Source organism: Pedobacter foliorum (assembly GCF_013266735.1).
Taxonomy (GTDB): Bacteria; Bacteroidota; Bacteroidia; order Sphingobacteriales; family Sphingobacteriaceae; genus Pedobacter; species Pedobacter foliorum.
In genome coordinates, this window is the sequence record NZ_JABSNU010000002.1 from 440032 (window position 1) to 465968 (window position 25937).

24 protein-coding genes are annotated in these 25937 nt (G+C 34.9%); 18 read left to right on the forward strand and 6 right to left on the reverse strand.

The annotated features are described in order from the left end of the window. Positions 1–47: 47 nt before the first annotated feature. Positions 48–1040: a TerC/Alx family metal homeostasis membrane protein gene (locus HQN83_RS05685; RefSeq protein WP_173089363.1), complete on the forward strand. Its 993-nt coding sequence runs from the start codon at positions 48–50 to the stop codon at positions 1038–1040. 142 nt (positions 1041–1182) lie between these two features. On the opposite strand, the gene HQN83_RS05690 is transcribed toward HQN83_RS05685, so the two are convergent. The 4 genes from HQN83_RS05690 to HQN83_RS05705 all read right to left on the reverse strand — a co-directional run bounded on the left by HQN83_RS05690 (position 1183) and on the right by HQN83_RS05705 (position 5311). After that, positions 1183–2502 carry an OmpA family protein gene (locus HQN83_RS05690; RefSeq protein ID WP_173089364.1) on the reverse strand — a complete coding sequence of 440 codons (1320 nt, stop codon included), beginning with the start codon at positions 2500–2502 and terminating at the stop codon, positions 1183–1185. A 228-nt stretch (positions 2503–2730) separates the two neighbouring features. After that, the gene (locus HQN83_RS05695; protein WP_173089365.1) at positions 2731–4116 is read right to left on the reverse strand and encodes an MBL fold metallo-hydrolase; all 1386 of its coding nucleotides are present in this window, start codon (positions 4114–4116) and stop codon (positions 2731–2733) included. 60 nt (positions 4117–4176) lie between these two features. Further along, positions 4177–4995, reverse strand: a complete 819-nt coding sequence (locus HQN83_RS05700; protein WP_173089366.1) for an NAD-dependent epimerase/dehydratase family protein — start codon at positions 4993–4995, stop codon at positions 4177–4179. A 109-nt stretch (positions 4996–5104) separates the two neighbouring features. After that, positions 5105–5311 (reverse strand): cold-shock protein, encoded by a 207-nt coding sequence (locus HQN83_RS05705; RefSeq protein WP_108204027.1) that lies wholly within the window; start codon positions 5309–5311, stop codon positions 5105–5107. 137 nt (positions 5312–5448) lie between these two features. On the opposite strand from HQN83_RS05705, the gene HQN83_RS05710 reads away from it, so the two are divergent. From HQN83_RS05710 to HQN83_RS05775, 14 genes are all read left to right on the forward strand, one after another. After that, positions 5449–5667, forward strand: coding sequence for a hypothetical protein (locus HQN83_RS05710; RefSeq protein WP_173089367.1), 219 nt, complete (start codon positions 5449–5451; stop codon positions 5665–5667). A gap of 53 nt (positions 5668–5720) precedes the next feature. Further along, positions 5721–6191 carry a YMGG-like glycine zipper-containing protein gene (locus HQN83_RS05715; protein WP_173089368.1) on the forward strand — a complete coding sequence of 157 codons (471 nt, stop codon included), beginning with the start codon at positions 5721–5723 and terminating at the stop codon, positions 6189–6191. Between the two features lie 334 nt (positions 6192–6525). Then, on the forward strand, positions 6526–6891 hold the full coding sequence (locus tag HQN83_RS05720; RefSeq protein WP_173089369.1) for a hypothetical protein: 366 nt from the start codon (positions 6526–6528) through the stop codon (positions 6889–6891). A gap of 70 nt (positions 6892–6961) precedes the next feature. Beyond that, complete coding sequence (locus tag HQN83_RS05725; RefSeq protein WP_173089370.1) at positions 6962–7345, forward strand: response regulator; 384 nt, start codon at positions 6962–6964, stop codon at positions 7343–7345. Positions 7346–7367: 22 nt separating this feature from the next. Next, complete coding sequence (locus HQN83_RS05730) at positions 7368–8444, forward strand: sugar transferase (RefSeq protein ID WP_173089371.1); 1077 nt, start codon at positions 7368–7370, stop codon at positions 8442–8444. Positions 8445–8487: 43 nt separating this feature from the next. Then, positions 8488–9168, forward strand: a complete 681-nt coding sequence (locus HQN83_RS05735; RefSeq protein ID WP_173089372.1) for a TolC family protein — start codon at positions 8488–8490, stop codon at positions 9166–9168. 26 nt (positions 9169–9194) lie between these two features. Then, positions 9195–11339: an exopolysaccharide transport family protein gene (locus HQN83_RS05740; RefSeq protein WP_173089373.1), complete on the forward strand. Its 2145-nt coding sequence runs from the start codon at positions 9195–9197 to the stop codon at positions 11337–11339. A 57-nt stretch (positions 11340–11396) separates the two neighbouring features. After that, entirely contained in the window at positions 11397–12836 is a 1440-nt protein-coding gene (locus tag HQN83_RS05745) for an O-antigen ligase family protein (RefSeq protein WP_173089374.1), read from the forward strand. A 6-nt stretch (positions 12837–12842) separates the two neighbouring features. Then, positions 12843–14054, forward strand: a complete 1212-nt coding sequence (locus HQN83_RS05750) for a glycosyltransferase (protein WP_173089375.1) — start codon at positions 12843–12845, stop codon at positions 14052–14054. 119 nt (positions 14055–14173) lie between these two features. After that, positions 14174–15334 (forward strand): acyltransferase family protein, encoded by a 1161-nt coding sequence (locus HQN83_RS05755; protein ID WP_173089376.1) that lies wholly within the window; start codon positions 14174–14176, stop codon positions 15332–15334. Positions 15335–15409: 75 nt separating this feature from the next. Continuing rightward, positions 15410–16612 carry a glycosyltransferase gene (locus tag HQN83_RS05760; protein ID WP_173089377.1) on the forward strand — a complete coding sequence of 401 codons (1203 nt, stop codon included), beginning with the start codon at positions 15410–15412 and terminating at the stop codon, positions 16610–16612. A gap of 10 nt (positions 16613–16622) precedes the next feature. Next, a complete protein-coding gene (locus HQN83_RS05765) occupies positions 16623–17240 on the forward strand; it encodes an acyltransferase (RefSeq protein ID WP_246254306.1) in 618 nt (205 codons plus the stop codon). A gap of 1 nt (position 17241) precedes the next feature. Next, positions 17242–17817: a gluconate 2-dehydrogenase subunit 3 family protein gene (locus HQN83_RS05770; protein WP_173089378.1), complete on the forward strand. Its 576-nt coding sequence runs from the start codon at positions 17242–17244 to the stop codon at positions 17815–17817. A 10-nt stretch (positions 17818–17827) separates the two neighbouring features. Next, positions 17828–19528, forward strand: coding sequence for a GMC oxidoreductase (locus HQN83_RS05775; RefSeq protein WP_173089379.1), 1701 nt, complete (start codon positions 17828–17830; stop codon positions 19526–19528). 4 nt (positions 19529–19532) lie between these two features. Here the strand turns inward: HQN83_RS05775 and HQN83_RS05780 are convergent, their stop codons facing one another. Continuing rightward, positions 19533–20909, reverse strand: coding sequence for a hypothetical protein (locus HQN83_RS05780; RefSeq protein ID WP_173089380.1), 1377 nt, complete (start codon positions 20907–20909; stop codon positions 19533–19535). 409 nt (positions 20910–21318) lie between these two features. On the opposite strand from HQN83_RS05780, the gene HQN83_RS05785 reads away from it, so the two are divergent. Next, positions 21319–22377: an ATP-grasp domain-containing protein gene (locus tag HQN83_RS05785; protein WP_173089381.1), complete on the forward strand. Its 1059-nt coding sequence runs from the start codon at positions 21319–21321 to the stop codon at positions 22375–22377. On the opposite strand, the gene HQN83_RS05790 is transcribed toward HQN83_RS05785, so the two are convergent. Next, a complete protein-coding gene (locus HQN83_RS05790) occupies positions 22374–23708 on the reverse strand; it encodes a lipopolysaccharide biosynthesis protein (protein ID WP_173089382.1) in 1335 nt (444 codons plus the stop codon). The two genes, HQN83_RS05785 and HQN83_RS05790, sit on opposite strands and share 4 nt — an antisense overlap. 140 nt (positions 23709–23848) lie before the next feature. On the opposite strand from HQN83_RS05790, the gene HQN83_RS05795 reads away from it, so the two are divergent. Together HQN83_RS05795 and HQN83_RS05800 are read left to right on the forward strand one after the other, a co-directional pair. Next, complete coding sequence (locus HQN83_RS05795) at positions 23849–24760, forward strand: glycosyltransferase family 2 protein (RefSeq protein ID WP_173089383.1); 912 nt, start codon at positions 23849–23851, stop codon at positions 24758–24760. 8 nt (positions 24761–24768) lie between these two features. Next, on the forward strand, positions 24769–25935 hold the full coding sequence (locus tag HQN83_RS05800) for a glycosyltransferase family 2 protein (protein ID WP_173089384.1): 1167 nt from the start codon (positions 24769–24771) through the stop codon (positions 25933–25935). Positions 25936–25937: the final 2 nt, after the last annotated feature.

The following is a 25937-nucleotide window of genomic DNA, read 5'->3' on the forward strand; positions in this document are numbered from 1 at the left end:
TGATTTTAAAATAGTATATATGCGGTTTGAAAAGTAACAGATAAAATATGAGTAATAATTTAATTGATCACCCCGGGGTGATTATCGGGTTTGCGGTTGTTGTAGTTGTGATGCTGCTTTTAGATTTAGGTGTTTTTAATAAGAAGGTACATGCTGTAAGTAGTAAAGAGGCAGCTATATGGTCGGTAGTGTGGATTAGCTTGTCGATGATTTTTAGTGGGGTAATTTATATGACTTCTGGGTTTGAGAAGTTTACGCAATTTCAATCGGCATATTGGATAGAAAAGGCTCTTTCTGTTGATAATTTATTTGTTTTTATACTGGTTTTTGCTTTTTTTAAAGTGCCTAAGGAGCTTCATCACAAGGTTTTGTTTTGGGGTATTATTGGGGCATTGGTATTTCGGGCAATCTTTATATTTGCTGGTGTTGGATTGATTAATTTAACTTATTTGCCGGAAATGATGGTGTTTGGACATTTGATCCGTATTAATGTTGTTTTGCTGATTTTTGGTATATTCCTTGTTTATGCGGGGATAAAATCGGGAATGGCTGACGATCATGATGATGAAGAGAAAGATTTTACTAAGAGCCCTGGTGCTCGTATAATTTATAAGTTTTTTAAAGTGAGTAAGAACTTTGATGGAGCCAAGTTTTTTACTGTTGAGAATGGAGTGAAGTTAGCTACTCCTTTATTGGTTGTGGTTGCTGTTATTGAGTTTACTGATTTGTTGTTCGCAGTGGATTCTATTCCTGCTATTTTTGCGATTGCTCCGGATGATCCGCTGATTTTATATACTTCGAATATTTTTGCAATACTTGGTTTGAGGGCTTTGTATTTTCTGCTAGCTAATTTTATTCATATGTTCAGCTTGCTGAAGTATGGTTTGGCTATTATTCTTGCGTTTATTGGTGTTAAGATGGTGATTGCCCCTTTTTATCATATCTCATCTCCTTTGTCGTTGTCGATAGTAGGTGGTGTGTTGATTTTGAGTGTTATTGCTTCGATAGTATTTGCACCTAAGAAGGAGGTTGAGGCTTAGGTTGAATGTGAGATCCTGAGATAAACTCAGGATGACGAGCGTTTTAGTAAGATTATATAAACAAAAACACCTGGCCATTTGACCAGGTGTTTTTGTTTTACGAGACTAATATACTACTAAAGCATTAGTAGTATTGTACTACTTAGTATAATGTAAATTCTACTCTACGGTTTTTCTGACGACCTTCTGCAGTTTTGTTAGATGCGATAGGTTGGTTTGGACCGTAACCTGTAGCTTCGATACGTGAAGCGTTTGCACCTTGTGATACTAAGTATGCTTTGATCGATTCTGCTCTGTCTTTAGATAAACGTAAGTTTAACGCCATTGAGCCAGTGTTATCTGTATGACCAGCTAATTTCAAACTAAAGTTTTTCGCAATTAATAGCTCAGCTACTTTGTTCAATGTAGCGAAAGAAGTAGGACGGATTGTTGATTTACCTAAATCGAACTCTAAGTTTTTGATTGCTTCGTCAACAACTTTACGGTCAGCTTCTGTTACAACAACCTTAGTTTCTTTGATGATTTCACGTTGAACTTTAATTGGACATCCTGCTCCATCTACTACCGTGTTTGCTACAGTACCTGGGCATTTGTCGAATTTGTTAGCTACACCATCGCCATCATCATCACCAAGATCCTGAGCGTATTTAGCTGCCATAGCTTCTCTTTCTCTTCTTGCATTTTCTTCAGAAGATGATAATGCTTTTCTTAATTCTGCGCTTTCAGCTGCACTTTCTTCGCGGATAGCGGCAATTGGGCTGAAGTTTTGTAATTGAGAAGTTCCTTTTCTTCCTAAAGCAATTTCGATACCTGCGTGAGCGTATGAGAATTTATCGTTAGCGCCAGCTGTTACACCATCAAAGTTGTTAGCTTTCATGAAGTTAACTGTATAGCCTAAGTCGATGTTAACACCTTTTGATAAACCTAGTTTAAAACCTGCTCCAACTGGTACGAACCAATTTTGACCGTAGCCAGTGCTTGCTCCAGCTGGATTGTCAGTTGTAGCTGCTGATGACATATAACCTGCTCCGATAGTTGCGTATGGAGAAAGGAAATTGCGTTTTTGGTTTAAGCTCATGTTGGCAATTGTGAAGTTACCGCTAATTGCTGCTGACCAATCGATTTTAGATTCGAAAGTTGATTTTGTACCGCCTGCTACTTGTGCTCCTCTAACTTTACCTCCAAGAAAATCCGCCTGGATGCCAAATCCTGGTACTATTTGTTTCTTGATATAACCTCCGTAACCCCAAGATTCGTAAGGAGTATTGAAGTTTCCATTTGTTCTGTTGTTGAACGGAGTGTAGTGCGTTAGCATACCACCGTTAAGACCGATAGACCAAGTACGGAAGTATTTTTTTGAGAATCTTTCTGAAGATTGAGAGTCAGCTTCTTGTGCAAATAATTGCGTTGATAATCCAACCATGGATAATATCATTGCTGCTTTTGTAATTTTTGATTTCATTTTTTATAGATTAGATATTTGAGTTCTTTTCAGTTTTATAATTAACACTGAATGATTATCTGCTTGTAATAACCTTGCCAAAGCCATTTTTATTTGACTTAAATTCAGAATTAGTTAGTAATCAGTTGATTGTGTTTGAGTCTCATTTATACCAAAAAAAGGAAATCTTCGTTAAGAGGATAAAGATTTTGTATAGTTTTTTATACAGTTTGTGCCTGAGCTGATATTTTATAACTCGAAAGTTTCACCTTTTTCAGGTAAATTAACTTGGTATCCGAGCTCCGTTAGGGCGTTGCTTAGTAGGGTCATGCTTTTGATTTCTCCGTGAACTAGAAACACTGCTTTAAGTTTACTGGCATCTTGTTGTTTTACGGTGTTGACAAGGTCGTTATGATCGCCATGGCCACTTAATAAATCTGTTTTCTGGATGGTGGCGTAAACCATGAGGTCGCGGTTTCTTAAACGAACGATTGGGTCGCCTCGTAATAATCTATCGCCTAAGGTTCCTTTTGCACAATAGCCGATAAATAGAATGGTGCAGTAGTAATTCTGAATGTTATAGTAGAGGTGGTCTTGGATTCGGCCTCCTTCGAGCATTCCAGCTGAAGATATGATGATGCAGGGTTCGTGGTAATTGGATACCGACATGCTTTCGCGTTTGTCTTGAACGTATGAGAGTTCATCGAATTCGAATTCGTCGCCTTGTTTACGATAGAAATCCTGGGACTCCTGATTTAAAAGGTGGTGGTGTTTTCGATATATGTCGGTAGCAAAGGTTGCGAGTGGGCTATCGACAAATATTTTAACTGGTGGTAGGAGCCCATTGCTAAAGATTTTGTTTAGTGAATATACGAGTGCCTGCGTACGACCTATACTAAATGCGGGGATGATTAATCGGCCCGGATATTTAATGCACGATTCGTTTATGGTTTCTATAAGTTTGTCTTGCAGGGTTACATCGTGACTGTGTAATCTGCCTCCGTAGGTGGATTCGGATACAAGGTAATCTACTTGTGGTATTGGTTGTGGATCGACCAGGACAGGGTAGTTGGTGCGCCCTATATCGCCTGTAAAGGCTATCTTTTTTTCTACACCTTTATCTTGCAGTGTTAAAACTACGGCTGCTGCACCTAATAAGTGGCCAACGGGTATAAAGATTAATGATACATCATTGTTTAAGCGGAATTCTTTATTGAAGGCTATGGTGACAAACCTATCCATGGTGTCGTTTACGTGTTTGTGAAGATACAATGGCTGAGGGCCGGGTCTTCCTCTTTTGCCTTTTGTGCGTTTGTTTTGTTTGCCTATAAATACATTTACTGAATCGAGTAGTAGTAATTCTGTTAAATCGGCTGTTGGGGGTGTAGATAGTATTTGTCCTTCAAAACCGAGTCTGACTAAGGTTGGGAGGTTCCCTGAGTGGTCTATATGGGCGTGTGTTAGGATAACGACATCTATTGACGATGGATCGAATGGGAAGTATTGGTTTTCTTCCTGAAAGGTTTCTTTTTCGTAGTCGAGCCCACAATCAATTAATATATTATAATCTTCTAATTGTAAAAGGTGCATGCTTCCAGTTACCTGTTTTGCTGCTCCCCAAATGGTCAATTTCATAGTTTTTGGTTATCCTAATAAGGGCAAGTTATCATTTTAACGGCTAAGCATAAACTAAATTTATAATTTACCTTTTGCAAGCCAGTGTACCCAGTTGGTTATCTGATAATTATATTTTAGCTGTGTGGATGATAGATTTGTGTTTATTACTTTCCAGTTTGTAAGTTCGTTTACAAAGGTTGGTGGTACTAAGCCAGAGTTAATAGTTGCCTGGGTATAAAAATCTTGCTTGGTGGGGTGGTTGGGCGTGCAGGCATTAAATGTATAGCCAAATGTTTCTGTTTCTATTATTTGAGTGCTTATGCCGATACAATCTGTTAGGTGGATTAGATTGACAGGAGCTAGTCCGTTAAGAGCTTGAGCTTTACCCGCGAAGAATTTGCCTGGATCTCTGCCCGGACCTATTAATCCTCCGAACCTAAGGATGGTTGTTTTGAATGTTTGTTGGTTTTTGAGTATGGTTTCTGCCTCAACCATTGCTTTGCCTGAGGGGGTGTCGGGGTTAGGTGGGGTTAATTCTGTTACTTCTGCATTATGATCGCCATATACTGAGGTTGAGCTTATAAACAGGATGCTTTTGATGTTGTTTGCTGCTTTGCAGATCTGGGCTATTTTATCGGGGAAACTTGCTTGTTCGGCACTGCTTCTTTTAGGTGGTATACATATTACTAATGTATGGCTGTTGAAAAAGTCGGGGTGGTAGTTAATACTTTCTTCTTGAAAGTTAACTATGTATGGGTCTATTCCGTGGTTTTGAAGTAATGGTATTTTATCAGCTGTTGTGGTTGATCCTTTTACTTTATAACCTATTGAGGTTAGGTGTTTTGCTAGTTGAAGGCCATACCAGCCACATCCTAATATGCTGATTGTTTTGTGCATGAGGGCTTAGTATTTAGACGGATTGCAGATTGGGTTGATTTGGGATGAGGGGGCATAAAAAGAGCCTGATCAAGGTCATGATACAGGCTCTTTTTAGATTGAATGATGATTAAAGAACTTTTACGTTCTGTGCCTCTGGGCCTTTTTTTCCGTCGTTCAACTCAAATTCTACACTGTCGCCTTCATTTAGTTCTCTGAATGAATCTCCTGCTATAGCAGAAAAATGTACGAAAATATCTTTTCCTCCATCTTCTGGAGTTATGAATCCAAATCCTTTTGCAGAATTAAACCATTTAACTTTTCCTGTTGTACGCATAGTATTGTTATATATTTCGATGTGAAAGTAATCAATTGAATATTAAAAACAAAATGCAGCAATTTGCGCTTATTTATTGGATTAAAGAAACTTTGAAGTCCGGTTTTTGTTATATTTAGTGGTAAAAATGGACTTGTATGATAAATAAATTGAAAGGGGAAGGGAAGCTGGATGCGAGGATTAGTGATGTAGATTCTGATAATTTGGGTTTGGATGCTGACCATTCGTCGGATGCCCCATCGTTACTGACACGATTAAATGACGATAATGACCGAATTTCAGGAAATCCTGATGGGGAGAATGATGTTGATGAAAATTATAGTAGCGTAGTGTACAGTCCGTTAGATGATAAATAGCCTTTTTGGCATCATTTTTTCTTGACTTGTGGTTTAAACTAAACTGTATAGTCATGAAATATTTATTTTCGATAGTAATAACAACTACAATGTTATTATCAGCGTGCTCGAATAACGCAAAGGAACAGGCTCTTATTAAGCAACAAGCTATTGCCGCTGTAAAAGACAGTTTGAAACTAGATAGTTTTAAAAGAGCAGAGGTAAAAAAACAGGAGGATGCTAAAATAGCTGCTCAGGTAAGGGAAGAAAAAAGAACTTTATTATTAGCTGAAAGAAATGAAGCTGCGTCGCAGCCTTCCCATAACTACAGTAATGAAGCTTCTGCCCCTGCAAAGAAAAAGGGATGGAGTGAAGCTGCTAAAGGTACTGCAATTGGTGCCGGGGCAGGAGCACTTGGAGGTGCACTAATTGACAAGAAAAAAGGAAGAGGCGCCATTATTGGTGGTGTTGTTGGTGCTGGTGCTGGATACTTGATTGGAAGAGATAAAGATAGGAAATCTGGAAGGGTGCAACCAAAGAATTAAATTGTTACACTTAAGGGGGGGCTTATATCGGCCGTCGCCGGTATGACGAATTCAGAATGAGGTAAGTAAAAAAAAATGGCTGTTACTATGTAACAGCCATTTTTTTGTGTTAATTTTCGTGATATTTATAATAATTTGAGAACTGTGGAATATATTCTACAATAAGGGTTGTTTTTATTTGGTTTATCCTGCAGTAAAAGGGTATGCGTAAAGTTTGAAATGCTTGTTATTTGTATTTATATCATTGAAATACATCTATTAATGGCCGGTTTTAGTATGTAAGACTATTATTGGCTTGATTTTTTCAATTGTGAGTGTAAATACAATTGAAAAGATGAGACTTCAGATAGGTTTGTTATTATTTATTATTATTTCTTTGAGTAGCTGCTCAAAGGATTCAGGATTTAGTAACCCTGAGATGGTTATAAATAAGGAAGGATTATTGAGAGTTGAGTGTACGAATTGTGAAGTGAATTATCGCATTAATAATAAAGATTTTAGTGTTAGTGTTAATGAAAGCAGTGACATCCCTTTTTATTACGCAGGTGATTTTAATTTAAAAACCGAAGTGGTATCGAAAGAGGAACAGAAAATAAGAGTATTGGTGATTGACTCTTTTGGTAGAGTAGTTTCTAATGAATTAAGTAGTAAGTTGAAAGGTGAGGTTAGTAAAAAGGAGTTTGCTATTACTACAAGATGATATATGATTTAGGAAATAGATAGCGAATTGTGAGGGATTAATTTAAAATTTTAAGAAAGGAGATAAGAAAATGGACAGTAATACAATAAATAAAAAACAAATTTTAGTTGTTGACGATGAGTTAAGTATTCTTAGATTGCTAACATTTATATTGTCTGCTGACTATGATCTTGTAATTAAGAAAAGTGGTATTGAAGCGATCAGTTGGTTAGAGGAGGGCAACGATCCGAATTTAATTATATCTGATTTGATGATGCCTTACTTTGATGGCAGTACATTGATCAGGAATCTTAAGATAAGTGGTTTTTATAGAGATACACCTGTTATTTTATTGTCTGGAGCTGAAGACTTGGAAGCGAAGGTTAAAGAAATGCCTTTTAAAATAGATAGTTACCTTGAAAAACCATTTAATCCAGCTGTTTTGAAATCTAAAATAGCAGAGCTAATAAACTAAGAAGAAATTAATTCCCTAGAATATGACATCCCCAACCATTGAATTGTATAAAGTGAGTGCTAAAATAGTTTATTTTGGAAAGCTACTGAAAGAAGTGATAGCTGAGGAACTTGATGGAGACATCACATATATTGAAAATCCTGCTGATTTTAAGAATTACCTGGATAATCAATCTTTACTGAGTGTTCCTGATATTGTTTTGATAGAAGTTGATGAAAACCCCTTATGCTTTGATCAGGTAGCATATATCAAAAAGAATCCTTTACTACAGGGACTCATTATAGTGTTAATGGGTGTTAAAGAGGATAAGGCATGGAGGAAACAGGCTTTAAATCTTAGGGTTAATGATTATTATACTTATCCATTTCCTTATGAAGATTTTTGTGAGCGATTGAATTTTTTGGTGAAATTTAAACTGATTAAGCCAAAGTTGATGGACATAGCGCAACACGCGGAGGTTGAATATAGGATCCCTAGAACTAAGAGGGTATTTGATGTATTAGCATCAGGATTTGCCTTGTTGTGTTTGTCACCTTTGTTTATAATTGTTGCTATACTAATCAGATTAGAATCAAAAGGGAAGATTGTATACAAAAGCAAAAGAGTAGGAGCGGGATATAAGATTTTTGATTTCTATAAGTTCAGATCTATGAGGAGTGATGCTGATAAAATGCTTGCTTCTATGGCTAATCTTAATCAATATGCTAACTCAGAAGAAAATAAGGATAATAAAACAGCATTTGTGAAATTTAAAAATGATCCTAGAATAACTAAGGTAGGTTCGTTTTTGAGGAAGACTAGTATTGATGAATTACCTCAGTTAATAAATGTGCTAATCGGCGATATGTCGTTGGTAGGCAATAGGCCATTGCCGCTGTATGAAGCAGAACAGTTGACCACAAATGAGTGGTCTACCAGATTTCTAGGCCCTGCTGGGTTAACCGGTTTATGGCAGATCAGCAAAAGAGGTCAGGATGATATGTCTGAACGTGAACGTAAAGAGCTGGATAATTATTATGCCTCTAATTACTCGATTTTCCTAGATATGAAAATAATACTTAAAACTATACCTGCATTGATCCAAAAGGAGAACGTGTAAAAGCTGAAATTAACCTATTACCTATTATATGACACAAAAAAATATGAAAACTTTATTTAAAACTATATTAACTGCATTAGTGTTTTTAAGCTTAAATACTTTTGCTCAGGAATCAATGATTGATGATGTTAATTACACTATGCTTGAGAAATATATTCAATCAGCAAAAGAGAATTTTCCAAGAAAGAAAGTGTTTGAAGGGAATGTAGAACGTGCAAAGAGTGTTGTAAGTGCAGCTAATATATCTTATTTAGACATTTTAAGTGCTTCTTATATTTACAGACCTGATGATAAAACTGCTGTAAATACGCTAAATCCATATAATTTGAATGGATTTCAATTTGGCGCTAATATTAACATTGGTCAGTTTCTTCAAAAGCCTGCTATGGCAAAAAAAGCTAAAACTGAGCTTAAAATTGCTCAGCTCGAAAATGAAGAATATGAAAGCACTTTAACAATGGAAGTGAAAAGAAGATATTATAACTATATTAGATTGTTAAATGATCTTAAAATAAAAACACAGAATGTGCAGGACAATGTAAGTGCTGTTGAAGATCTGAAGAATAAGTATGAAAAGGGTACAGCTCAATTAGAAGCTTACAATTATGCAAGATCAAAAGCTGCTGATGCCAGTTCATCAAAAATTCAGGCTGAAGCAGATTATTTATTAGCAAAAGATTCATTAGAAGAAATTATTGGTAAGAAATTAACCGAGATTAAATAAATAGAAGCAGAGTTCAATAAAACAATATGGATATAAGGCAATTTTTTAAGCTTTTAAAGCATTACAAATGGATATTGATCATAGTCCCGGTGGTAAGCGTAATAGTAACGGTGTTTTTTGTTAAGGATTTGCCAAAAAAATATGTGTCTAAATCTCAAATTTCGACCGGATTGATAGATCAGTCTCAACAGATTTCTTCCAATGAAAACAATAATCAAGATTACTTTAGGGTAAATTCGCAGTTTGCAAATATCATGGAGATCATGAAAATGGATAAAACGACAAGTGTATTGTCGTATAATCTGATAATTCATGATCTGGAAAATCCTGATAAAGCATTTACAAAATATTCTGATGAGATCAAAAATCTTAGTCCACCACAGAAGAGAGCATTACTTGATGAGTATAAAAAACTATTGGCGAACAAAACAGTAATTACTCCAGCTCTAAACGGTAAATTAATGGTTTTTGATATTCTTGAATCCATGAAGTATGATGCCGTATCTTTAAATAAAGAGCTGACAATTTATCATATAGACAATTCAGATTTTATTACGATTCTATTCACTTCAGAAAATCCTAACTTTTCGGCATTTGTAGTTAATTCACTTTCATCTGATTTTATCAGTACTTACAGTATTGATGTGGCTAATAACCAAAATAAATCTAATGTATTATTAGATTCTCTTTTGAAACAAAAGGAGAGTTTAATGAATGAGAAGAACGCCGCGCTGAAAAATTATAAAGTAAATAATGGAGTACTCAATTTGGATAAACAATCTGAAATTATTTACAAGCAGATAACCGATTATGAGCAAAAGAAATCCGATGCTATTAGATTGATTCAGTCAAACCAAGGGGCTATATCTAATATAGATCAGAGGATAAACGGTAATGATCAGACTTATGCCGGTGGGAGCGTGATTGCTGATAATAACAAGATTGTTAACATTAAAAACCAGCTTAAGATTGCTAATGAGCGTTATGTAGACAATAATTTTAATCCTGCAGATAAGAAGAAGGTTGATTCGCTGCAAAGCATGTTGTCTGAGCAAATGAATAATGCTTCTAACCGTTATGTTGCAGATCCAACAGCTAATAAACAGAGTTTAATTACTCAAAAGATGGCTTTGGAAGTAGCTTTGGACCAGGCTAGAAGTAGTATAAGATCAATTGACTCAGAATTAAACCAGCTTAGAGCAAAATATAATACAATGGTTCCCTTTGACGCAGGTGTTCAGAATTTTGAACGAGACGCTGATGTAGCGACAAAGGAATATCTTGAAGTACTAAATAGATCAAACACAAACAGTTTGGAAAAGAAAATTGGCTTAAAGCTTAATCTTGCTGAGGCTGGTTATCCGGGAGTGCCAGAACCTTCAAAAAAGGTTTTGTATGTAGCACTTTCAGCTGTGGCTTCACTCGTAATTTGTTTGATGGGTATTTTGGTTGTCTTTTTACTGGATAAGTCTGTAAATACTGTTAGGCAGTTGCAAAAAGTAACAAATAATAAAGTAATTGGTCGAATTAACCTGATCAAAAAGGGTAGTATAGAGGTTAGGGATCTCTGGAAAGAAGATCATCCTGACAGTGAGCACTTAATCTATAAAGATCTGTTGCGCTCTCTGAGATTTGAAGTAGATCAGCTACTTTCTGAAGGTGGTAATAAGATTCTGGGAATTACCAGTTTGTTATCTGGTGAGGGTAAAACATTTCTGACTTCAAGTTTGGTTTATGCTTTTGCTATGACTGGAAAGAAAGTATTACTAATAAGAGGTGATATAGAGCCTGAGCAAGTATCGCCAGATCAAAAGTTAATCCCTGAGCAGTTTTTTGAAACATTTATTATTAAGAAAAAAATTCAGATTGAAGATTTGATTACTGTTTTGAATACAAAATCGGATAGCACTTCTTTGTTTGAGATTCAAAATAAGGATAATTTAAAATCGGGATTTGGTATCTTAAAGGATGAGTTTGATTTAATTATTGTCGATATTGCTAGTCTGGAAAATATCAATCGTGCTAAGGAGTGGCTACTTTTTACAGAAAAAAATATTGCGGTTTTTGCTGCTGGGCAAACAATAAGTGACGAGCAATTAGAAAATTTAGAATATATCACAAAACATCCTGGCTTTATGGGTTGGGTACTCAATAAACAAGTTGAAAGTTAGGTTTAACATAATAAGTAAGCAGATAAAAATCTGCTTACTTATAATAATATCACTTTCATGAGCAAAGTATTGAATTTTAAAAATAAAAACACATTTCTTGTTTTTGGCATACTTACGTCATTAGTTGTGGGTTACTTCACTTATGCATTTGGTGTTATTATACCTGTTTCTATTATTGCTGCAAGTATTGGCTTGGCATTTTTAATTTCAACATTTTTAAATCCACGTGTTGCGATAATTACATATTTCATTTACTGCTTTGTAATCAATTCCTTGCTTAAAAATGTAGATGGGGTTCCGTGGGGTTACATGATGGAGCTACTTTTGAGTTTAACATGGTTTACCATGTTGATCAATAAATCTAAATTTAACTGGGCTGCCGCAAAAAATGATTATGTATATATTGCGTTAGCATGGTTTATTATCAACTTATTAGAAATTGTAAACCCGGCAGGTGCAAGTTTGCTAGGGTGGCTAAATGAGGTTAGGTTTACTGCCTTTAACTGGGTTGTACTAGCCCCCTTGGTGTTTTTAATGTTCAATAAAAAGAAAGATGTGGACATTTTTCTGATGTTGATAATAGGGATGTCTGTTTTGGCAGCTGTGTATGGAATGAAGCAACTATTTATAGGTGTTTCGGCAGGAGAACAAAAGTGGTTGGATGAAGGTGCTGATTTTACCCATATTGTATTTGGAAAACTGAGAGTGTTTTCGTTTTATACAGATGCGGGACAATTCGGAGCTTCACAGGCTGAAGTCGGGCTAATTGCATTGGTTTTAGCTATGGGGCCTTTCAAAATCTGGAAAAAGGTGTTGCTTTTTTTGGCGGCCGCCCTTTTATTTTATGGGATGCTTATTTCAGGAACTAGGGGGGCATTATTTGCTCTAGTTAGTGCGGCTTTTTTTGCAATATTTTTAAGTAAAAATTTTAAAGTATTGATTGTTGGGTCGATGATTGCGTTGCTCTTTTTGGGGTTCTTAAAGTATACCACAATTGGAAATGGAATTTATCAAATTAACCGCTTTAGAACGGCACTAGATCCAACAGATCCTTCTCTTAATGTTAGGTTTAATAACCAAAAGAAACTTGGTGAGATTCTTTCAGGAATGCCCTTTGGAGGAGGAGTAGGGGTTAGTGGGATGAATGGAACAATTTACAATTCTGATAAGCTCTTGTCGACAATACCACCTGATAGTTACTGGGTAAAGGTGTGGACAATGTATGGGATTGTGGGGCTACTAATTTGGTTCTCTATGAATATGTATATTTTAGGTAAGTGCTGTGGAATAGTTTGGAATTTAAAAGATGACCAACTTAGGGTTAAAATGATTGCATTAACGGCAGGTACTGCCGGCCTATTTTTTTGTAGTTATGGAAATGAAGTTATGAACGGATTTCCGTCTTCTATGATTCTCTATATGTCATGGGGTTTTGTATTATATTCACCAAATCTCGACCAGAAAGAACACACTCTAGGTTTAGATAATAAAGCATAAATTGCTATGATAGATATTTTTAAAGATATAGTTTTTGCGATAAGCTCAGTAATTGGAATTTATCTCCTTTTTAATTGTTTTTATCTGTTATTTTTTGCAATAGCTGGACACTTTTTAAAGAATGAGAAAAAAGGAATAGTAACGGCACTTAAAAAGATTGCAATTCTTATCCCAGCTTATAGGGAGGATGCTGTTATTCTAGAATCTAGTTATAGAGCTATAAATCATAGTTATGATGGTGAATTTAATGTGTTTGTGGTTGCTGATGGACTAAGTGAACATGCTATAGAAAAAATGAATGGGTTTGGTTGCACTGTTATTCCTGTTTATTTTGAAAAGAGTACTAAGGGAAAGTCACTATTGAATGCCATGAATCTTATTCCTGCAGATAGGTATGACATAGCTTTGGTATTAGATATCGATAATATTATGGCTGACAATTTTCTTAATGATCTAAATATTGCTTTTGCTGAAGGACATAAAGTTGTGCAGACACATAGAACCGCAAAGAATCTGAATACTACTTTTGCATTTTTGGATGCTTGCAACGAAGAAATCAATAATCATATTTATAGAAAAGGTCATTATGCAGTAGGACTTTCACCTGCATTGATTGGATCAGGAATGGCTTTTGAATTTGATTACCTGCATTCGTTATTAAAAGATATAGGTGAAACGGTAGGTGAAGACAAGGAGATGGATTTCAAAATAGCAAAAGATAAAAACAAGATTGTTTATCTGAATAATACTTATGTGTATGATGAGAAAATTGAAAACGCTAAGGTCTTTACGCAGCAACGAACCCGATGGATTGCTGCTCAAATAGAATTCTTTAAAAAATACTTTTTTGAAGGATTTCGTGAGCTGTTTGTGAATAGGAATTTTGAATTTTTTAATAAAGTTCTGCAATCTATGCTCGTACCTAGGATGTTGCTTTTGGGATTGTTGTTTGTTTTATCGATAGCTGGTTTGGCTTTCCTAAAAGGTACTTTCTCTTATTACTTTATTGTTCTATTTGGTGTTTTGTGTTTTACATTATTAATTTCTCTGCCTTTAAAGTTTTATCGCGATAAACGTTTAGTGTCGGCTGTTTTTAAAATTCCTTATGCATTATGGTGTATGGTGATTGCATTATTTAGAATTAAGCGCGCAAAAGTTTCATTTATGCCAACTCCTCACACTTCAAAATCACAAACTGATCAATTGTCTCAAAAGTAATATAGTATGCCATTTGAAATATTAGCTTTACCCGCAATCGCATTTTTAGTCTGGGGATTTATCAACGGATACAAAATTGAAAAAAAGAAAAAATTATAACGCATCCCAACAGGCACAACATGTTTAAATTCCTTAATTCCCTTCCTTCAAAATTAACCAGGATTACATCAGGGGGGAAACTTATCAGAGAGATTGACGGACTAAGGTTTATGGCCATACTTCCTGTTTTAGTACAACATTTTACAGAAAGATTTGAACGAAACACATCTATTGATTTTACGCCTCTTGCATCCGATAATTTCATTAGCTTTTTGGCAGCTCGTGGTTTCTTAGGTGTGTATATATTTTTTGTAATTAGTGGTTTTGTATTGGGGCTTCCGTTCGCTGCCCATAAATTTCAGGGGAAAAAAGAAGTTAAAATTGGTAATTACTTTTTAAGGAGAGTTACAAGATTGGAGCCACCTTATGTGATATGGATGACCTTATTCTTTCTGTTGTTTGTTTTTCATAAACATGTTCCTTTTTTGACGTATTTTCCTCATTATCTAGCTAATATTACTTATACGCATGCTTTGATTTATAATGAATGGTCGCCTTTTAATCCGCCAACGTGGACTTTGGAGATTGAGATTCAGTTTTATTTACTAGCGCCTTTCTTAGCTATGTTGTTTTTCAAGATCAAAGAAAAATATTTGAGAAGAATTTTTAATGTTACTATCATTTTACTACTGGTATTGTGTCAGCAGTATTTCCAGTTTTTTAAAGTGCCTTATAATTTCACAATACTTGGACATCTTCAGTATTTTCTTGTTGGATTTCTTTTAGCTGATCTTTATTTAAATGATTGGAATGAAATTAATCCGAACACTTTTTTTGATTTTACAGGTGTTCTTGCACTATGTTCTCTGATTTATTTTTGGAGCTGGGATTATGAATTGTTTAACAGAATAATGGTTCTAATCTCTTTATTCGTGTTTTTTGTTTCTGTATTTAAGGGTAACTATCTGAACAGATTTGTAGTAAACAGATGGATTATGGCTATTGGAGGGATGTGTTATACTATTTACCTCATTCATTTGCCTTTTGCCGAGTTTTTAATTTTACTTACAAAAAAGATTCAGGTAAGTTCTTATTACGCTGTGAACTTGTTTGTGCAACTGGGCATATTTATTCCAATTATTCTCTCAATTAGTGCCGTGTTTTATTTTTATTTAGAAAGACCATTTATGAATAAGGACTGGCCTAAAAACTTTTATTTGAAGTTAAAATCTTTGTTTTAGTGAACTGATGTTCTGATTAGGAGTCAGAGATTTTTAAATTATTGTTTATTACAAAACCCATTATCTAAGCTTGATATGAGCCAAGATCTAATAAAAAATAGAGATATCGTAATAGTTGGCCAGCAAGCCTGGGACATCCAAATTGGTAGTAATTGTAAGAATTTGGCAGTGGAGTTTAGTAAATACAATAGGGTATTGTATGTAAATCCTCCTTTAGATCGGATTACAAAGATAAAAGATAAAAAAGACCCTTTTATTTCTAAAAGAATTAATGTAGTTAATAAGGTAATAAGGTGTTTAACAAAGCAATTTGAAAATCTTTGGGAATTGAATCCTGATAGAACTATTGAATCTGTTAATTGGATTAGGTTTAGGCCATTGTTCAGATATCTTAATAAAAGGAACAATATTAGGTTTGCCTCCTCTATAAAAAGAGCTATGAAGGAGCTTGATTTTAAGAATGTAATATTATTTAATGATAATGATATATTCAGATCATTTTATTTGAAGGAACTGCTATCTCCTCAGGTTAGTGTTTATTATTCTAGAGATTATATGTTGGCCGTTGACTACTGGAGGTATCATGGGATGCAATTGGAGCCCGAGTTGATTGAAAAAAGTGATGTAATTGTAGCCAACTCGATCTATTTGGCGAATTATTGTAAGAAATATAATCCGCGATCTTTTTATGTTGGCCAGGGTTGTGATCTGACTTTGTTTAAAGATGATAGCAATTTGCATGTTCCTAAGGAATTGGAAGAGATAAAAACTCCCATAATTGGCTATGTAGGAGCGGTGAGTACGAGCAGACTTGATATTGATATTTTAGTTCATATTGCAAGGGAAAAGCCAGAGTGGCAGGTAGTTCTTGTAGGCCCGGCTGATGATCAATTTAAGAATAGTGAATTAAATGTGATGAAAAATGTGCATTTTATTGGGCATGTTCCCGAATCCCGCTTACCAAGTTTTATAAAAGGATTTGATGTTTGCTTGAATCCACAATTATTAAATGAACTCACAATTGGTAATTATCCAAGGAAAATTGATGAGTATCTAGCTATGGGAAAACCGGTTGTAGCCACTTTAACGGAAGCAATGGGGACCTTTAGCGAATTTGTTTATCTCGCAACGAGTAAGGAAGAATATGTTCGGTTTATAGGGGATGCGTTATCTAACAATTCGACGGAATTAATAGAGGCCCGAAAGTTGTTTGCTTCTTCACATACATGGACAAATAGTGTTGCTGAAATTTATAAAGCTATAAATTCTACCGTTTAATTTATTTTGAATGATGTCTATCTCAGATAAAATAAAGTCGAATCCTAAGCTAAAAAAACTAGTTCAATGGATGTTGGTTTCTAGCTATAAGCCACGGTTGTGGGTTAGGATATTTATAAATCCATTTAAACATACACGAGGGAAGTCATCTGTTGTGAGATGGAAGACCAGACTTGATTTATTTCCATTCCATAAATTTGAGCTAGGTGAAAACTCTCTTGTTGAAGATTTTTCTGTTATCAACAATGGCGTAGGTGATGTTCATATAGGATCCGATACCATTGTAGGGATTTCTAATATTATTATTGGCCCTGTTGAAATAGGGAACAACGTAATGCTTGCACAGCATATAGTAATTTCAGGATTGAATCATGGATATTCTGATCCAGTAATACCCCCAAGTAGGCAGCCCGTTGTTACCGCCAAAATAGTGATAGAGGATGATGTTTGGATAGGTGCAAATTCTGTTGTAACGGCTGGTGTTAGGATTGGGAAGCATTCAATTGTAGGTGGGGGGAGTGTAGTTGCCAAGGATATTCCTGAGTATTGTGTTGTAGTAGGAAATCCGGCACGTATTATTAAGCGTTTTAATTTTGAAACTGCTACTTGGGATAAAATTGATAAATGACATGAATAGACGTAGGGCATTAAAAATAGGTGGGGTAGCTTGCTTTTCAGGTCTGTTTTCTTATTCTATTTATAAAGCTGTTTTCGAGCTGGACCATCCGTATAAAGAATATTTCTCCGAACATAAAGTTTTACTTGCGGAAGTAGTGGATTGCATTATCCCTGAAACTCAAACTGCAGGTGCTAAAGCTGCAGGTGTACATATTTTTATTATTGGGGTTCTTGAAAACTGTTCCTCCGCAATAGAAAGAAGCAATTTTTACAAAGGATTGGAGTCGTTAAAAAAATACTCATTAAATAAGTATGGAGCCTCTTTTATGAATTGCAACGAAAAACAAAGGAATGAAATAATTATATATTTTGAAAATAAGGGAGAAATTAGGGCAGGGATTGCAGGAAAGATAAGAAAGAAGATATTGGGGGAACCTTTTTTTAGCTTACTAAAACGATATACTATCGACGGCTATTGTAATTCCTATTTGGGGGCTTCAAGTAATCTAAAATATGATAAAATACCTCAGACATACGAACCTTGTATTAGTTATAGACAGGGAGAACCATCGTGGGCGACTAAATAATTAAAGAATAATGCAGATCAGTGGAAAACTAAAGCGGGATAATACCTATGATGCTATTGTAATAGGGTCAGGAATCAGTGGGGGATGGGCAGCTATGGAATTATGTAAGCAAGGTCTTAAAACATTGGTGCTGGAGAGGGGTAGAGATGTTGAACATGTAAAAGATTATCCCACAGCCATGCTAGATCCATGGGATTTTAAATTTGGAAATAACAATACTGTTCAGGATGAAATTGATGATCCTGTTCAAAGCAAAGTTTATAATCCAGGGAATAAGCATTTCTTTATTCGTGATAAAGAGCAACCTTACTTACAGGAAAAACCTTTTGATTGGATTCGTGGAGATCAGGTTGGGGGGAGATCCTTAATCTGGGGCAGGCAATGCTATCGTTGGAGTGATCTTGATTTCAGCGCAAACCTGCACGATGGGCATGGAGTAGATTGGCCAATTAGATATTCTGATATCAAGTCATGGTATGATTACACCGAGAGTTTTGTAGGGATTAGTGGAAAGGCTGAAGGACTTCCTCACTTACCGGATGGGAATTTTTTACCCCCCATGGAACTCAATTGCATAGAAAGACATTTGGCAGAATCTATTAAAAAAAATGATGATCATAGGATAATGACAATTGCCAGGGTTGCTAATTTAACGCAAGCCTGGAAAGGAAGAGGTACCTGTATGAATAGGAATCTTTGTACACGAGGATGCCCATTTGGTGCTTATTTTAGTAGTAACAGTTCAACAATCCCTGTTGCAAATTCGACGGGAAATCTTACATTACGCCCTTTTTCTATTGTTTCTGAATTAATTTATGATGAGCGTACGCAGAAAGCTACAGGAGTTAAAGTTATTGATAAACTAAGCGGTGAACTGCATGAATTTTATGCCAGAATAATCTTTGTAAATGCGTCGACAATTTCAACAACTGCATTGTTATTGAATTCTGTATCAAGCCGTTTTCCAAATGGTTTTGGTAATGATAGCGGACAACTTGGACATAATTTAATGGACCACCATTCCTCTGCCGGGGCAACTGGTATTCATCCTGGATTTAAGGATAAATATTATAAGGGTAGAAGACCTGCAGGATTTTTGATTCCAAGGTATAAAAATTTAATGCCAGGAAAATCGGATGAAGATTATGTTCGTGGCTACAATATTCAGGGGCACGGAGAAAGACAAGAATGGATTGACAAATCGAAAGAGATTGAAGGCTTTGGAAAGGATTTTAAAGCCCAACTGTCTACTCCTGGGCCGTGGTCTGTATGGATGGCAGGATGGGGAGAGTGTCTACCATATTTTGAGAATAAAGTTAGTTTAAGTGATACACAAAAAGATAAATGGGGCATCCCATTAACAAGCATTGACTTTTCATTTAAGGCTAATGAAACTAAAATGATGAATGATATTCAGCAATCTAGTTATGATATGCTTGAGCAAGCTGGGTTTGAAAACGTTAGTGGATTTAATTACGGCCATAATGGAGGAAGTACTGTTCATGAGATGGGAACTGCCAGGATGGGACACGACCCTAAAACATCAGTTCTTAATAAATTTAACCAAATGCACGCTGTTAAAAATGTTTTCGTAACAGATGGGAGCTGTATGGTCTCTTCAGCATGTCAAAACCCATCATTAACTTATATGGCTTTAACAGCAAGAGCCTGTGCATATGCAGTTGGTAAACTTAAGAGAAATGAATTGTAGTGTTTTATTCTACTGCTCCATAGGAAGGTGATATGGCATTTCTTAATGTTTCATAGTAATCTCTAATTACCAGATAATATGCTCTACCTTTATTTTTTGCCTTTGAATTGGAATTTAGTCTCCATGTGGTCTGACTTGAAAAACCAACGTCATTACTAGTTGTAAAGTATAGGTTTCCAAGATCTTCTGATTTAGTATCACCTTGTTGATTAATTGTTTTGTTCAGGGGATTCGAAGCAGGGAAATTGAAGCCAATATTATTAAATACCTGACAAGTGCCTCCTTGGAGCGTATACACGTCAACTAGATTTCCATACCAGTCTTTGGTTGTATTTAAATTTCCGCATGTATTGTTAAAGACCTTTACATTTACATATGTTAATCCCGATGTTACATATGCAGGAACTGTTTGGACTTCGAATGCAGAGTATTTCCTGGAATTAACCACAATGTTATTATAGATCAAGATTTCTTTTTTCGTAGTGCCTATTGAATAACACCAAGCCCTAAGTGCATTTCCTTGATGGTTGCTTATATAGTTGTTGTAGAATTTTCCATTTCCCATCATTTGAAATATTCCATTGTGCTCATTGTTGGCAGAATTAATATTATTAATTCTATTGTGGTGTATGGAGTAGTCTTCTACATTGCCAACCCATGCTATACTGCCTACTGTGGCTGAGTTATTGTATTCTAAATTAGCAATTTCTAACCCTTTAATTAAACCATTCATTGCTCCCCATTCTGCAGATCCAGGAAAACTAAAAAGTCTGGCTGTATTTTCAGCATAGATATTTAAGAACTTGAGATTCTTGGAATAAGAAGCCTCAGTGCCATCATATCTTGTACTTTGGTTATTGTAGATAATTACCCAATCTCTAATATTTTTGAAGGAAGCGTTTTGGATTGTAGCATTGTTATATGGACGAGATATTAGTATAGATCGGTAAGCATTGTCTTGAAATTGAAAGCCATACTTAAGTGTAGGATCACCAGTTCCGGAAATTATTACATTCTTTAAATTAGTTAGGTTCATTATAGCATTGTCGCCTTTCAGTTCTACCAGGCCTCCATTTATAATCATAATTGGGCATCCGTCTGTAGACTGGATATTTTGTATAGTAATACTCTTATATGATCCTTTGGATATCTTTATGCGATCTCCACAACCTAATTTTAGGGTAGCGCCATTGATTAACAGATTTCCAGATCCTGTCCCCACGGTTATCGTTTTCCCTATAATTGGAGGAACAATGCTTGTATCTTCATTAGGAATTGACGTTGGGGGAGGGGTAGGTGTTTGGGTTGATTCAATTACTGTGTTCTTTTTGCAGGCTAGGAATAGAAGAACTATGAAAATTAGGCTGTATTTTAATTTCATATTTTTTTGTTAATGTGTGTAGATAAATAGGAATTATAATACCCTAATTGGGTAAAATAATTACTTGAAAAATCTCTATTAAATAGAAGTCCCTTTTGCAAATGTAATTTTTTTGAGATGTAATTATAATTAAATTAACATTATTTTTTTTATAAGATCCTTATTTTTATTGATATGCGCTTTTTTTTGAAAGAAATATTTGTTCCAACTCCTATGTTAGGACTTTTTTTTTCTTAAAGATATTTTTGGTATGAAAATTATGCGTGGTTTTTTTTCTGTGTAACTTCTTGGTCTTAAGTGTGTTTTTTATATTTTAAATTTTAATTATTGTTATGATTTTGTTTGGTAATCTAGGAAACAAAGAACATCTTTAGCGGATAAAACGCGAAATAATCTCATGGTAAAAAAAATGTCAGTACTTTTAATTGGCTATGACTCTAATCTTTCTCTTGGAGTTCTATATTGTCTTCAACCACTTAATTGTGATGTCTATTTGTTAACCAGTAACATAAAGAATGCTGCAAGGTTTTCTAGATTTTTAAAGAAACTCTATTACCTGGAGGACAAGAATGATCGTGAACGGATTGAGGAAATAGTTACTACTCATTCCATTGATTTAATTATGCCTATAGATGAGCTTGAAACCAGAAATGTAAAGGTGCATTTGGAAGAATTAAGTAAAGTTGCTGTTTGTAGTTGGGCGACCGAAGTTGATATGTTTGATATTGGTATCAATAAAATGAAGCTTGCAAAATTTTTATCGAACAATGACATTCCTTGCCCTTTATTTGCTAGTATAGATAGTTTGAATCAAATGCAAGAGAGGGCTGATGCGATGGGATATCCAGTACTTATAAAACCTGACAGAGGTTCTTTTGGGAGAATGATTCGTCGGTTTGATGATTGGGAAGAGCTAAGTAAATATTACATAGAAAATGAAGGGCAAATTAATGATTATATTCTCCAACCTTTTATAATAGGAAGTGATATTACCTGTAATGTAATTTGTAATAATGGAGAAATAGTTTGTTATACCATACAGGAATCACCAGTTAAGAATGGACATGATTTCAGTTCTAATGATATACTTGAATTTCATGATGATTCTGAGGTGATAGATGTTATTTCTAAAATGATGAAGCTCCTGAAGTGGCATGGGGTGGCATGTGTAGATATGAGAAGGGATATCCGCGACAATTCTGTGAAAATTTTGGAGATTAATGGTCGCTTTTGGGCATCAGTGGTAAGCTCTTATATCAGAACGGGATTAAACTTTCCATTAATAATGGTAAAATTGGCTTTAGGAAAAGATCCGGAGATATCTAAGGCTAAAATAGGTAAACAGTTGTCATTAAAGCAAGTGATATCGTCGAAATTAAAAGGAAAGGGAGCTTCTTTTAAAGATACGAAGTATATCAGTTATTTAGCAGATCCTCTTGCAAGAGTAATTCAAGTTTTAAAGCTTTAGAATTTAACGCTCTTAATTAGTGTTCTCAAATCCTTATATCCCGAAGGAAATATCGACCAAAAACTGAACTTACTATAGCTCTGGAGTGCTTTGTATCCAACTACAACAGCAATAACGGATGGCACTATTGAGCCTAAAGCAATTCCATATACATTTCCAAATAGTTTGACACCGACAAAGTCGAAAACTAAATTTGCTGCTAGCATAACTAATATTTTGATAAAGTTGACTTTTGGTCGGTGAATAACATCGATAGTTAATGCAAAAAATCGGTCGGCTGGAAATAAGAGTGCAAATGTCATAAACAAACGTAGTACATTAGCTGCTTCTGTGTTTATGTACTTAGAGCCTCCAATAATATAGATTGCAAGATCAGCAAAGAGGAGTGATAATATAGCCACGGGAATTAGTCCAATAGTTAGCATGCCAATGAATTTTGACATGCTCTGTATTACCTCCTGTTTTCTTTTTTGATTATAAGAGGATGATAATATAGGTATTGCAGTGGCAATGAAACTTCTTAAAGGTATTTCAATTACTTCTAATAATTTAACTCCGAGATTATAAATTGCCAATGCGGCATCGCCTAAAAAAACTTTTATTATTATGGTGTCAGTGGTTTTAAAAAGACTGGCACTTAACGTCGTTCCTACACTAAATTTTCCGAAATTATATATTTGCGAATTACTTTCCTTCGATCTATTTTTTAAATAGGACAACTTACACCATCCGAAAATCAAAGTAAAAGTACTGGTGAGTAAGGAGGAGGTAAGATATGCGTAGAGAATATTATCTAATGTGTTCTTTTTTAAAAAAATTAACAATGCTACAAACCCTATGAATGACCCTGTGTTGATTACTCTGATGTATAATAATCTATCGAATCTCTGCTCACCCTGAGCAATATTTGAAGCAATGTAAAATGGAAGGGTAAGAATATAAGTGAGCCCAAACCATTTCAGTAACATGGAAAAACCTGTGTCATTTACATACTTTTCTAGAAGAAAAGCAGGAATATTCAATAAAATGAAACCAATAGTTATCAAAATAGCAATATACCAAGTTGAGCCAATTACTTCCCTTTGCTTACTTTCACTACTTCCAGAATAAAACTTTATGAATGCAATAGTTAGAAATCCTGATCTGAAAGTGTCAAGTAAAGAAAAACCTGTTATAAAAAAAATCCAGATACCGATTGCATCAAGAGAAAGGGAGTGGTAAAGTAACGAATAAGTAACAACGCCCAGTATAGACATTACTGCATTACCAGTTAGCGATAAGAAATGTTTATTCTGAACTTTTGACTTTAACGAATTGATGAAATCAGACATTCTATTTGTTGGGCTCTAAGATTGATTGGTAAAAATAGTCTAAAGCTTTGACTTTAACCATGGAATAAGCCATAAAATGATTGATTTTTGTAAGGAAAATGAGTTGACTTATATCGGCAAAAAGATTACTTTTACTAAAAATGAAAACTGTCTCCATAATCACTGTAAATTTTAATCAACCCAAAGTAACTATTGACTTTTTAAAGTCTGTAAAAGCAAATACTTCTGCTGAGGAAGTAGAAGTGATTTTAGTTGATAATGGGAGTATGGAAAATCATAAAGAAGCTTATTTAAAGGCATACCCTGACCTTATCTATATTTGGTCGGAAAAGAACCTTGGATTTGCGGGAGGGAATAATTTGGGTATTAAAGTAGCCAAAGGGGAATATCTTTTGCTATTGAACAATGATACTGAAATATCTGAAAATATAATTGATGTTTTGACTTCTGAATTTGTAAAGAATCCTTCAATAGGAATTTTATCCCCTTTGATTTTGTATTTTGAAGACCAGGACGTTGTACAGTATGCGGGCTTTACAGAAATGAATTATATGACTGCCAGAAATAAGGCAATAGGATATATGCAAAAGGATATCGGTCAATTCGACTTAGAAAGTAGAGAAACCGGTTTCTGCCATGGAGCAGCTATGATGTGCAAAAGAACGGATCTTGAAAATGTGGGATTAATGGCTGATCAGTTTTTTCTCTATTATGAGGAGTTGGATTGGTGTGAGAAGTTTAAACAAGCGGGAAAGAAAATTTGGTTTACCGGACGTAGTAGAGTATATCACAAAGAATCGATGAGTGTAGGGAAAGAGAGTAACATTAAAACTTATTTTATGACGAGAAATAGAATGCTGTTTATTCGGAGAAATACAAGTTTGCTAAATACCTTAATCTTTAGTGTTTTTTATATTCTAGTTGCCTGCCCAAAGCAAATTTTGATTTATTTACAGAAAGGAAGAACAGATTTAATTAAGTGGGTATTTAAGGGGGTTTTGTGGAATTTCAAACATTCTAAGGATAGCAATGAACTTGGTTTTAAAATTTAACGGTTGAAATGGTAATAGCATTCTGGATTAGTCTATTTTTAGTTGTTTATACTTTTGTTGGATATGGTTTTCTGTTATTTGTATTAGTAAAGATCAAAAGATTCTTTACTAAGCCATACAAATTTAAAAATGATTCAATACTGCCGACAGTTACTGTACTTGTTGCAGCCTATAATGAAGAAGATATTATAGAAGAAAAGATTGTCAATACCTTAGCATTGGATTATCCGAAGGATAAAATGCAAATTATTTTTATAACTGATGGATCTAGTGATCAAACAGCTGAAAAGATAAGTCTATTTGAACAGGTTACTCTTATGCACGAAGATGTTCGTGCCGGTAAGATGGCGGCAATTAAAAGAGCTATTCCATTTATCACAGGAGAGATTACCATATTTACTGATGCTAATACATTTTTAAATCAAAAGGCTATTTTAGAGTTGGTTAAGCATTATCAAAATTATAAGGTGGGAGCAGTAGCTGGTGAAAAAAGAATTCTAGTAGAGCAAAATGCCGATGCCAGTTCTGCAGGAGAGGGTTTTTATTGGAAATATGAATCTTTGCTTAAGAAATGGGATTATGAATTGTATTCTAATGTGGGGGCTGCTGGAGAACTGTTCAGTATAAGAACTTCTCTTTATCAGCCCGTAGAATCGGATACAATTATAGATGATCATATGATCGCAATGAGGATAGCGGAGCATGGTCATATTATTGCTTATGAACCGAATGCTTATGCAATGGAAACAGCTTCTGCAGATGTAAAGGAAGAACTGAAGCGGAAAATAAGGATTGCTGCAGGTGGTTTGCAGTCTATTTTACGTTTAAAGAAGGCTGCCAATCCATTTCATTACCCTATTTTTACTTTTCAGTATATTAGCCATAGGGTTTTAAGGTGGACAATTACGCCATTTTTGTTAATGGTTTTATTTATAATAAATGGATGGATTGCATTTAATAATGATTTGGTTCTATACAAGATCATTTTTGCTGCCCAGATTGTTTTTTATATGTTAAGCCTAATAGGTTTGTTTTTCGAAAAAAGAAATATTAGGGTAAAAGTGCTATTTATACCGTACTACTTTTGTGTAATGAATTATGCAGTACTGGCAGGTATTGTCAGGTATTTGAGAAAGGCACAAGGGGCTGCATGGGAAAAATCAAAAAGAAAATAGAT